Origin of the sequence: Acinetobacter lwoffii, from assembly GCF_024129855.1 — a bacterium.
Lineage (GTDB): Bacteria > Pseudomonadota > Gammaproteobacteria > Pseudomonadales > Moraxellaceae > Acinetobacter > Acinetobacter lwoffii_L.
The window spans coordinates 17,045-29,212 of record NZ_JAMXXC010000031.1; the positions used below are offsets into that span (position 1 = coordinate 17,045).

8 protein-coding genes and 1 pseudogene are annotated in these 12,168 nt (G+C 35.0%); 7 read left to right on the plus strand and 2 right to left on the minus strand.

Features of this window, described 5'->3' with window-relative positions:
* Position 1: 1 nt before the first annotated feature.
* From NI465_RS14915 to NI465_RS14930, 4 genes are read left to right on the plus strand one after another with little or no spacing between them, the layout of a single operon-like run.
* On the plus strand, positions 2-1,537 hold the full coding sequence (locus NI465_RS14915) for a dihydrolipoamide acetyltransferase family protein (RefSeq protein WP_191731423.1): 1,536 nt from the start codon (positions 2-4) through the stop codon (positions 1,535-1,537).
* An 11-nt stretch (positions 1,538-1,548) separates the two neighbouring features.
* Positions 1,549-2,949, plus strand: a complete 1,401-nt coding sequence (gene lpdA / locus NI465_RS14920; RefSeq protein WP_253145840.1) for a dihydrolipoyl dehydrogenase — start codon at positions 1,549-1,551, stop codon at positions 2,947-2,949.
* An 11-nt stretch (positions 2,950-2,960) separates the two neighbouring features.
* The gene (locus NI465_RS14925; protein ID WP_180058621.1) at positions 2,961-3,746 is read left to right on the plus strand and encodes an acetoin reductase; all 786 of its coding nucleotides are present in this window, start codon (positions 2,961-2,963) and stop codon (positions 3,744-3,746) included.
* Positions 3,747-3,767: 21 nt separating this feature from the next.
* A complete protein-coding gene (locus NI465_RS14930; protein ID WP_253145841.1) occupies positions 3,768-4,826 on the plus strand; it encodes a 2,3-butanediol dehydrogenase in 1,059 nt (352 codons plus the stop codon).
* Between the two features lie 330 nt (positions 4,827-5,156).
* Here the strand turns inward: NI465_RS14930 and NI465_RS14935 are convergent, their stop codons facing one another.
* A complete protein-coding gene (locus NI465_RS14935) occupies positions 5,157-5,393 on the minus strand; it encodes a VF530 family protein (protein ID WP_104471312.1) in 237 nt (78 codons plus the stop codon).
* A 522-nt stretch (positions 5,394-5,915) separates the two neighbouring features.
* On the opposite strand from NI465_RS14935, the gene NI465_RS14940 reads away from it, so the two are divergent.
* The 3 genes from NI465_RS14940 to NI465_RS14950 all read left to right on the plus strand — a co-directional run bounded on the left by NI465_RS14940 (position 5,916) and on the right by NI465_RS14950 (position 11,714).
* Positions 5,916-7,142, plus strand: a complete 1,227-nt coding sequence (locus NI465_RS14940) for a ComEC/Rec2 family competence protein (RefSeq protein WP_218208690.1) — start codon at positions 5,916-5,918, stop codon at positions 7,140-7,142.
* A 68-nt stretch (positions 7,143-7,210) separates the two neighbouring features.
* Positions 7,211-10,591: a translation initiation factor IF-2 associated domain-containing protein gene (locus NI465_RS14945; RefSeq protein ID WP_253145842.1), complete on the plus strand. Its 3,381-nt coding sequence runs from the start codon at positions 7,211-7,213 to the stop codon at positions 10,589-10,591.
* Positions 10,592-11,147: 556 nt separating this feature from the next.
* Positions 11,148-11,714 carry a recombinase family protein gene (locus tag NI465_RS14950; protein WP_104470814.1) on the plus strand — a complete coding sequence of 189 codons (567 nt, stop codon included), beginning with the start codon at positions 11,148-11,150 and terminating at the stop codon, positions 11,712-11,714.
* A 215-nt stretch (positions 11,715-11,929) separates the two neighbouring features.
* Here NI465_RS14950 and NI465_RS14955 read toward each other — a convergent pair.
* Positions 11,930-12,168, minus strand: a pseudogene (locus tag NI465_RS14955) (cation transporter); the annotation flags it as partial.

Here is a 12,168-nt window from a genome sequence, read left to right on the forward strand (position 1 = left end):
GATGAGCGAAATTAAAACCTTAGAAATCCCAAAATGGGGTTTGTCCATGGAAGAGGGCACGATTGCCCAATGGCTGATTCAAGAAGGTACTCAATTTAGTAAAGGACAGGAAATTTGTGAAATTGAAACCACAAAAATCGTCAATGTTCTGGAAGCGCCTTTCGATGGCTTGCTACGAAAGATTATTGCTAAAGATGGTGACACGCTGGTCGTAGGAGGAGTCATTGCAATTTGTGCAGACGCTCAAGTTTCCGATGCAGAAGTTGAAGCATTTGCACAGTCCTTAGGTGGAACACCTGCTGTAACTGAAAATAAAGCGGTAGCAGCGGTTCCTGAAAAAGTAGCTGTAGCTCAAGTTGAAACCAAAGTACAAGCTGCTCCTAAACAGAACAGTGTTGGTAATGGATCAAAAGCTGTGGCTCAGGGCGGATATTCTATTCCTGCTGCGTTACAAGGCTTCCAACAAAGCGATGATATTTTTGCAACGCCACATGCCTTGAAATTGGCTGAAAAGCATAATGTAAACTTGTCTCAGATTACTGGTTCTGGACGTGAAGGTCGTATTAGTGTTCACGATGTTCAGACCGGAGTTCAAGCTGCTGGTGGTTCTTGGCCAGATGTGCGTCATCAAGCCAGTACGAAAGCCGCGAAATCTAAAGCAGATGATAGTTATGTTCTAGCAACACCTGTTGCCCGCCGTTTAGCAAAACAATGGGGTATTAATTTGCATGATTGTCGTGCATCGGGTTCACGTGGACGAGTTTGCAAGGAAGATGTTGAAGCTGTATATCAACGTGAAAACCCTGTACAAGCTCAACATGCTAACCATGCGCATCCAACAGAGTCAGCAAAATTTACCGCTGTGGCTATGAATGGTATGCGTAAAGCAATCGCTTCACGGCTACAAGCGGCAAAACGCAATGCACCACATTTTCGCTTAACGATAGACTTAAATGTTGAGTCGGTTCAGGCTTTGCGTCAGCAAATTAACAGTACCGTACCGCAAGTCAAGCTGTCCATTAACGATATGCTGATTAAAGCGGCTGCGGCTGCACTGATCAAAGTTCCACAGGTTAACGTTCAGTTTGATGAAGAAAATCAGCAAATTTTACAGTTTGAACAGGCTGATATTTCGGTTGCTGTGGCAATCGAAAACGGGCTGATCACACCAATTATTAAAGCAGCGAACCGTAAATCTTTGGCGCAAATTTCCAATGATATGCGTGATCTGGCGACACGCGCCAAAACTGGGAAATTAGCACCTGATGAGTTTCAAGGCGGCAGTTTCAGTATTTCCAATTTGGGAATGCTTGGTATTCAACAGTTTGATGCCATTATTAACCCACCTCAAGGTGCAATTCTGGCTTTAGGTGCAGCAGAGAAACGTGCTGTCGTCGAAAATGATGAGATTGTTGTTCGTGAAATGGTGACCGCAACATTGTCTTGTGATCATCGTGTCATTGATGGTGCGTTGGGTGCTCAATTCCTATCGGCATTTAAGCAGTTTGTTGAAAATCCTGCATTGATTTTGGTGTAGGAGGAATAGCCATGTCAGATACACAATTTGATCTTGTGGTTATTGGTGCTGGTCCTGGAGGATATGTCGCTGCGATTCGCGCAGCGCAACTGGGATTAAAAACGGCAATCGTTGAAAAACAACACTTAGGCGGAGTGTGTCTTAATTGGGGATGTATTCCAACTAAGGCATTATTGAGCGGGGCTGCGCTTGCGCAGCAGTTCAAACATGCTGGGCAGTTTGGCTTTACGCTTAACGCGATTGATTTTGACATTCAAAAACTGGTCCATCATAGCAGACAGGTTTCTGAGCAACTGGTGCAAGGTATCGGTCAATTATTGAAAAAAAATCAAATCACTGTTTTTAACGCAGCAGCCCAGTTTATTGCCAAAGAGCAATTAGAGCTTACAGATGCGAATGGTCAAAAACAGCAGATTTCTGCACCGCATATTATTGTCGCAACAGGTGCACGTGCGGCCAATTTGCCTCATATTCCTGTAGATGGCCATCAGGTCTGGAGTTATAAAGAGGCTTTAGTTCCAGAACAATTACCAAAATCTTTACTGGTCATTGGTTCGGGGGCTATAGGCAGTGAGTTTGCAAGCCTATACCAAGACTTAGGCTGCCAAGTCACCTTGGTTGATATTGCAAAGCAGATTCTCCCTAGCGAAGACATTGAAGTTTCGAAGTATGTAAAAAAGCAATTTGAACAGCAGGGTATGCAGGTTTTAACCGAAGCGACTGTAAAAAAAATAGAAACTGATCAGGCTCAAGTACATTGTCATATTGAAACTGCCACAGGTGTGCAAATCATTACTGTTGAAAAGGTGCTTTCAGCTATTGGCGTGAAACCGAATGCTGAAAATCTTGGCCTAGACGCTTTGGGCATTGAATTTGAGGATGGTTTTATTAAAGTCGATTCATGCTGTAAAACCAATGTAGTGGGCATTTATGCAATTGGTGATGTCGCAGGTGCACCCTGTTTGGCACACAAAGCCAGTCATGAGGCCATTCTTTGTGTGGAAAAAATTGCAGGCCTAAGTCATGTACATGCTTTAGACCGTACACAAATTCCGGGGTGTATCTTTACCCATCCACAAGTGGCCAGTATTGGTTTGACAGAACAGAAAGCGAAAGCTGCGGGCTTGAATATCAATGTGGGTAAGTTTCCCTTACAAGCGAATGGTAAAGCATTGGCTTTGGGCGATAGCGCAGGATTTGTTAAAACCATTTTTAGTCAGGAAACGGGTGAATTGTTGGGTGCTCACATGGTTGGGCATGAAGTCACCGAACACATCCAAGGTTTTGCGATCGCAAAATACCTAGAAGCTACGGATGAAAGCTTAGCACAGGTCATTTTCCCTCATCCTACTTTATCTGAGGCGATGCATGAGTCGGTCTTGTCTGCGATGCAACGTGCAACTCATATCTAAGGAGTCGCAACATGCCTAGGGGTTTAAACAATAAAGTTGCATTAATTACGGGTGCAGCACAAGGAATTGGACGTGGTATTGCCTTACGTTTAGCGCAAGAAGGTGTTCATATTGCTTTGGTCGATCTTCATCAACAAAAGTTAAATGTTGTTCAAAAAGAGGTTGAAGCCTTTGGCGTAAAAGCCACTACATTTATTGCGGATATTTCAGATCCAATACAAGTCAGTCATGCAATTGATCATGCCGAATCGACACTTAATGGTTTTGATATCATGATCAATAATGCAGGTATTGCACAAGTTAAAGCTTTGGCAGAAGTAACACCGAATGAATTTAACCAAATTATGAACATCAATGTCGGTGGTGTACTTTGGGGGATTCAAGCTGCAGCAAATAAATTTAAACAACGCCAACAGGCTGGAAAAATTATTAATGCATGCTCAATCGCAGGTCATGAAGGTTTTGCTTTACTCGGTGTTTATTCGGCAACTAAATTTGCAGTTCGTGCATTGACGCAAGCAGCGGCTAAAGAATATGCCAGTGCTGAAATTACTGTAAATAGTTATTGCCCAGGTGTTGTAGGCACAGACATGTGGGTCGAAATAGATCAGCGGTTCTCTGAAATTACAGGTGCACCAATTGGTCAAACGTATAAAAAATATGTAGATGGTATTGCTTTAGGACGTGCTGAAACACCAGATGACGTGGCTGCATTAGTTGCATTTTTAGCCAGTGAGGATGCAAACTACATTACAGGTCAGTCTATTTTGACAGATGGTGGAATGGTTTACCGTTAATATCAACATAAGGAATACAGAATGAAAGCAGCTCGTTTTTATGATCGAGGGGATATTCGAATTGAAGATATCCCTGAACCGAAAGTACTTCCAGGCACAGTGGGAATTCAAGTTGCATGGTGCGGTATTTGCGGTACAGATTTACATGAATTCATGGAAGGCCCTATTTTTATTCCACCTTGTGGTCATCCACACCCAATTTCGGGAGAATCTGCACCTGTAACAATGGGACATGAATTTTCAGGCGTAGTTTATGCAGTTGGTGAGGGTGTAGACGATATCCAAATTGGACAACATGTCGTAGTTGAACCCTATATTATTGCGGATGATGTCCCGACTGGCCTGAATGATAAGTATCATTTATCAAAAAATATGAACTTTATTGGTTTAGGCGGACGTGGCGGCGGTCTTTCTGAAAAAATTGCAGTTCAACGACGTTGGGTACATCCTATTTCAAATGATATTCCCTTAGATCAGGCCGCATTGATAGAACCTTTATCTGTCGGTCATCATGCCTATGTCAGAAGTGGTGCAAAAGCTGGCGATATAGCACTGGTTGGTGGAGCAGGCCCTATAGGCTTACTTTTATCAGCCATTTTAAAGGCTAAAGGTCTCACGGTCATCATTACTGAATTGAGTGCAAAGCGTAAAGAAAAAGCGATAGAAGCGGGTGTTGCAGATTATGTGCTAGATCCATCTAAGGTTGATGTGGTCGCTGAAGTGATGAAAATTACGGAAGACCGTGGTGTTAATGTCGCTTTTGAATGTAGTAGTGTTAATAAAGTCATGGATACACTGGTGGCGGCGATGAAACCAACTGGTGTGGTCGTTATCGTTTCGATTTGGAGCCATCCTGCCACAATTAATGTGCATAGTGTGGTTATGAAAGAGCTAGATATTCGTGGCACGATTGCTTATGTAAATGACCATCAGGAAACCATCCGCTTAGTCGAGCAAGGTAAGATTAATCTAGAACCTTTTATTACCCAACGTATTGCATTAGATGATCTTGTTTCTAAAGGCTTTGAAACACTGATTCATAATAATGAGTCTGCAGTAAAAATTATTGTTCATCCGTAGTAAAACCTAATTTTAACGACAAATTTGAATAAGCTAGAAATAAACTTTATGTAGCTATTTCTAATATCTTTAGCGATAGGGAGTGACTCTGTACTTACAGATTCATTCTCAAATTTACAGTGTTGAGTGCCAGTATGATTTTGATCATACAGCCTAGTAAAGATAGAAAATAAGTTTTTAAATAAACCATAGGGATATAGACTAAATTTTGCTAGGAGAGTGGTGGCAGCCCACCACCAATTAAAAGGTGTCTACAAAATCATTGGCTATTCAATAGGTTTAGTTTACTGTTTGGTATAAAATATTAGACTGAGGTTGGGGTTTTGAAAGCTACGATTTCTGTTTGGCTTTTTGGCATAAGACATACAAATATAAGCTTTCTACTTTTTCACGTGCCCATGGTGTGGTACGTAAAAATCGCAATGATGACTTAACACTTGGATCTATGCAAAAACATCTAATTTCAATTTTACGACTTAAGCCCTCAAAGCCACCGTAGTAATCTAATAATTCATCCAAAATGTCAGCAAGTTTTTTGCCGTGTAGAGGGTCATTGGAGGCGTTCATAATAGATCAACCATATTTTGGGAGGCCATCATTATAACCTGAGCTAGTTGAAAAATGAGAGGGTTGGAATTTAAACGTAATTAACATTGATGTGTGCTGAAATAGCAGGAGACATTCACTTGTGAGATTCTAGGCAGCCGACTTGTAAAAATCTTCTGCCATTTGATTTGGTGTCTTAAAATGTAGACCTTTCTTTTTATAGAATAAGACCTTAAAGAAAACCTATTTAACTGAAGCAAACATAAAAGTGCATTACTAATTTGACAGATAATAAAACCTGATTTAATCTATATCAGAAATAATGAACAAGTTAGCAGGTGTTATTTATTTAACTTATGTTCACCTAAAGTCCACTTCATAATAAAAATATGAGATTTAATTAATTAAATTAATAATTTATTGAAAATAATATTAAATTTATGAATAATTACTTCATGAACTAGTTCCAATCAACAATTTTGTTCAATGTTTTGATGTATCTATTTCATACCCTATGTCGAATTCATGTTGATGGAACAATAAATGGCACACATAGTTAGAAAATGTTTTCACGCTGTAGGCAATGGAACCTTATTTAGTGGACAAATACTAAGTGCACGAAACAGTGAAGTTTTTAATTGGATATATGATTGCGGTTCTACGAGTAAAAAGATCATTCTAGATACGGTAAATAGTTTACCAGTTTGGTTTCAATCCTCTAAAACGATTGATATGTTGGTAATTTCACATTTTGATAATGATCATGTGAATGGTCTTGAGATCTTACTGAAAAATTTTTATGTGAAAAGGTTAGTACTTCCTTATACTGAATGGCCACAAACTATACGAGAAATATCAATACTCGGAAAAAAAGGTATTACGCCTTCAGTAGCACTATTTCAATTGAACCCAGCTAAGTGGTTGCAAGTTAATGGTCTTGATAATCGGATAAGTGAAATTGTATTAGTAGAAGGAAGAAATGCCCAAGATTACGATACATTACCGCTAAATAAAGATTCATTAGACAGCCCAGATGTACCCCAAGATTATCCACCAGATGCAGCAGTCTCGGTATTTTTTGACTTTGATATACCGTTTCAGCATTCCGGTATTAAAGTAATGAAGATAAATCACCTTCAACCAATTAATGATTTGAGTAAATCATTTGAATTCATGTTCTATAATGCAGAAAAGAATTTTTCTGAACTTGGTCTTATTTATAAGTCAGGAGGACAAAGCTTTGCCAAAAAGTCAGGTAAAGCTCTGTCTATAGTGAAGGCTGATATTGAACAAATTATTATCTCATTAGGTTTAAATCAACATATAAATAAACTGCCGGCAAACTGGCGCAAAATATTAAAGAACTGCTATGAACAGCATTTTGGCCATACTGGGAAAGCTAAAAATAATATTTCTTTATGCATGTATGCTGCTCCATTAAAAACGAATTCAAATTTATATAACTCTCGTCATGCAACATTACTTACGGGCGATATAAATTTGTCATGTAACGTTGTAGATGATATGGAAATACATTTCGGGAGAAATCGTTGGCAATCACTCAAAATAGTTCAAGTACCTCATCATGGATCCAAATATAGTTGGACAGCAGGGAATACAGCTAAATTTATTCCAGCAAGATTTGTTCAATGTGTCACTCCCACAAAAAATCATCCTCATTTAAATGTAACAGCGGATCTAGTAAATTTTGGCGGAATAGTATATGAAGCTGACCGTAAATCAGCAGTAAATTATTCTTATACATATTAACGAGTTTGCACATCGAGAAATTTCGAGATTTCAATAGTAATTTTTTTAAATTTAATTCAGAGTAAAACATGACTGATAAGACTGTAAAAGAACTAGCTCTAAGCGTAGGGAGTCCAGCAAATAGAATTTTAGAGCTAATACAAGAAGCAGGATTACCACAACGTAAGGCTGAAAGCATCATTTCAACCCAAGAACAGGATGCCTTAGTATCTTATATAAAAGAGAAGCGTTCAGTCGATGAAAATCAAGGTCGTATTACACTTAAGCGCAGGACCACAAGTACTACAAGATTACCTAGTTCAGCTAAAAAAGAAAAAACTATTAATGTAGAAGTAAGAAAAAAGCATACTTTTATAAAACCTGATCCAAAAGAAATTAAACTCCAAGCACTACAAAAAATAAAAGAAGAACATTTGAATAAAGTCATTAATTATGTAGTAGATCATGTATCTAATATAAATATTATAGAAATAGAAAGCAGAGTAATTTTTGACGATAAGTCGAATATAATTAAGCTTGATTTATCAAATTTAGGAATTAATTCATTAGAATATTTTGATTTTATTGATTTAAGTGAAGTATTGGAGTTAAATTTTAATAATAATAACATTAAAGAATTTAATATAATAAACAAAATGCCTAATGTGCAACATATATATTTATCTAATAACCCATTAGAGAAAATTAATATTCAATCGGAAATTAGTAGATTTGATATTTTAGAGGGTATTGATCCCAAGAATATATTATCAATAGAATTAGAAAAAAATAAATTTACAAATTTCATTCTTAAAAAAAATTATGATAAACTCAAAAAAATATCATTGAAATATAATTTAGAAACAATAGATGAAGTTATAATTGATTGTAAATTTAAAGAAATAGAAGAAATAGATTTTAGCAACTCTAATATTAAAAAATTTAGTATAATTAAAGATTTACCTAAAAGTTTTTCTGCTTTAAATGTAGGGAATAATCTTATTAACTTTTTGAAACTACCATATAAAATATTTGAAATAAAACCTGATAATACTTATATCAAAGTAAATTTAGAAAAAAATAACTTACCAGACCTTATACTATCAGCATTAAAAAAAGATAAATTAAATGATCAATACAAGGAGTTGAGAGATATATTTTTTGATGTCATAACTGTAAATAGAGTTAAACTGATATTCTTAGGAAACACAGGGGTAGGTAAAACTACTCTTTATAAAATTTTGAAATCTGAAGATAATGATTATAACGAATATAATGGAAATAGTACTGAAGGAGTTAATATTTTTACTTTTGATTTTATAAGTGGAAAAAATAAAATTGAAGTAAAGGGATTTGACTTTGGAGGTCAAGACTACTATCACAATACTCATTACAGTTTTTTTTCATCAAATGCATTATATATATTATTATGGGGCAATAAACAATATATTTATCAGCGATCTTATTATAATAGATGTAATTCTGAAAATGAGAGTAAGCTAGAAATTACATATCCATTAAATTATTGGTTAGGTAGTGTATCTTATTTTGTAAATAAGGAAAAAATTGTATTCGATACAGAATTTGAAAATGAAAAAATAATAAAAAAAGAAAATTTAAAATTATATTTAGTCCAGAACCCTAACTTCATATCTAATGAGAAAAGTCTTACAAATTATGAACTGAATAGATTAAGTTTAAAAAATAGATATCCGTTTATTTCTGGATTCCATGATTTTCATCCTTTAACCTCTGAACATTTTGATAATTATAAGCAGGAGATTAAAGAAAACTTAAAATCAATAATTACAAGTTATTCAACTCAAGAAAGTTATCCTAAAATTTTAGCTCAAATAGAAAGATCTTTAAATAAGAAATTTAAAAAGAGTCAAGAAATCATTGTTTCAATAGATGATATACAAGAAATATTTTTGGAGGAAAACAAATACATTGCTTGGGAAGGTAATTTTATTCAAATACTAGAATGGCTTGATATTACTATGAGTATTTATTGGATTTCTCCAGATAAATTAAATAAATCCAATAAAAACAATACTTTATCTCCAGATGAAATTGATATATTATCTAGATATGCTGTTTTAAATTTATCAAAGCTCAATGAAATTATTCATGATATTTTGAGTTCAAATTTATATAGGGAAAATCATAACGGTTATTATAAGAGAAGCGAAATAATTGAGATCTTAAGTAACTTTAATAACCATGATTTAGCCGATTATGTTTCAGCATTTATGCTATATAATAAAATTTATTTTGAAGCACCAAATTTAATAGATAATGATAAATTTTATATTGCTCCTAATTATCTTAATGAAAAAACAACATTATCTGAGGAACTTTTTTTAGAATCATTTGACATCCCTTTTATTGAATATAGATTTGAAGATTTTTATCATGTGAATATTTTTACTGAGGTTTTAGTTAGATATAAATATAATTTAAGTAGAGTGTCTTCATCAAAAAATGTTGACTATTTATTATGGAAAAATAAAGCAGTATTATTTGAAAATCTATCTATGAGTGCCACTAATCAAAGCAATAAAAAACAACCTTTAGTTTTTCTTGAGTTTGATTTAGGGGAAATACTAGATCATAACTCTAACAATCCTTTAGATGATAATTCTGACTTAAGAAAGCCTTCAATTCGTATTAGTAGTTATTCTAGAAGCAGACAACCTATTAATGATGTTTTTCTTAAAGATATAATTTCTTTTATTGATAATCATTTAATTGGTTATGAGTATAAAAAATTTGCTTTATCACCTAATCAAATTGATTATGTTGATGTTGAAAGTATAAATAATTGCCTAGATAATTTTGATGGAAACCCTACAGGTTTATTTACTTATAAAAATAAAATTTATCGTTCAGCAGATTTTAGTTTATTTACTAATAAAAAATCAGCTATGAAAAAAATATTTATATCTCACTCTACTGAGGATTATAAAGAGGTTCAAGAATTTATTACTCATCTTCAACCATTAAAAAGAGAGGGATTAATCGATCATTGGCACTGTAGCCAACTAATTCCTAACGATGTATGGGATGCAGAAATTCAAAAACACTTATGGGATAGTGATATTATTTGTATGTTAATTAGCCCGAATTGGCTGTCAAATGAGTATATTTTTAATAAAGAACTAATGGTTGCGATTGAGAGAAAAGAACTTTTTAAAAGTTCTTATCAAGGCCGAGACATTGTTATTTTCCCAATAATACTCAAACCGTGTATGTGGGAACGCATTAGAATTCTTTCACAATATCAAGCTGCACCACAGAAAGCTATGCCTATTTATAATTTTGCAGATAGAGATGAAGCTTGGTATGACGTTTTAAGAAAGTTACTTGATGTATTAAATAGAATGGATGATCCTGATTATGTACCAGATATTGGCGGTAGATTAGGAAAGTTTTATGTTAAAAAATATGAAGATAGGGCAACTAAATAAAATTAAATTTCAATATAACTCAAATTTAAAATTCTAATAATTTATATTGATTTATTAGTTAAATTTGAGTCTATGTATCTTAATTTTTCTTTATGTTTTTTTATTTTTAATGGGGAAATGAACTTATTATGATTGAAATTAATGAAAATCACTTTAAAAAAATAATTAATATTATTCCTGTATTAGCAATATTACCCCTAATAATTGGTATTTTTTTTAAGCTAGGTTATCTTATTCCTTTTGACTTAAAATTTCTTATTACCTCATTTTCATATAGTGAATTAGCATTAAGTTCATATTCTTCAGTTTTATTTGCTTTGGTTAGTCTATTCGGCACCTGCACATCAAAAAAATCTCCCCCCTGAGTACGGCTGTTTCTATCGGGGGCAGAATATTCATTCTGTTACTTTAGACTACACCCTAAAGTAACAGCCTAAAAGTTCGTAAAATTATGTACCATTTAAATGATTTTTAATCATATATAACATGTAACTTTGGTATTAAAAATTTATAATTTACGAAATTGTTCATTTTTCTTCAATTGGGGCGTGAAAAAGTGAAAGGCCAAAAAGTAGGGTATGTCCGGGTCAGTTCTGTCGAGCAAAACACTGGACGTCAACTTGAGGGAATTGAAGTCGACCGGATTTTTGTTGATCGTGCGTCAGGTAAAAATACCGACCGACCGAAATTTCAAGAAATGTTGAATTATGTCCGGGAAGGAGACCAGGTGATAGTACATTCCATGGATCGTTTTGCGCGAAGCTTAAAAGATTTGGTGACTGAAGTAGATAAACTGGTCAAACGAGGGATCTCCATCCAGTTTGTAAAAGAAAATATTACTTTTACGGCCCAATCCACTCCGATGGATAATTTGATGCTGCAACTGATGGGTGCTTTTGCACAGTTCGAACGTGAGATTATTCTGGAGCGGCAAAAGGAAGGAATTAAACTGGCATCAGCTCAAGGGAAGTACAAAGGTCGGGTACATAAATTGAAACCTGAGCAGGCTGAAGCTTTACGACAAGCATGGAAGGAAGGGAAATATCCTTCAAAAATGGCATTAGGTCAGGCATTCGGTATTAGTCGTCAAGCGGTATACCGCTATTTAAAAGCCGGGGAATAACTCAATTGAATTTTCGACTATATTTAGTTTAGCTTATGAAAATGAGGGAATGTGATAAATCTATGAAAAAGCCTATTCGAGGGGGGAGATTGAACTATCATACTGATTTTAGATGACCATTTAATCAATCACCCCAGATGTTTAGAAAAGAAAAAACCCCGGCATCCTGCTGGGGTTTTTAGTATTGGTTCGCTCGGTATAACTCTTGTTGTACCTTACTTCAAAGCCAAAATCTTTCGAGCACCATTAAGTACGAATAAAGAAACCAGTATACCAATGATTAAGTCTGGATAAGCTGATCCCGTCCATGCCACGAGTACACCGGCAAATATGACGCCCATATTTACCACAACGTCATTCGCTGAGAAAATCCAACTGGCTTTCATATGTGCGCCATCTTCTCGATGACCAGAAATAAGATATAAGCATGTCACGTTAGCTATAAGTGCGAGCA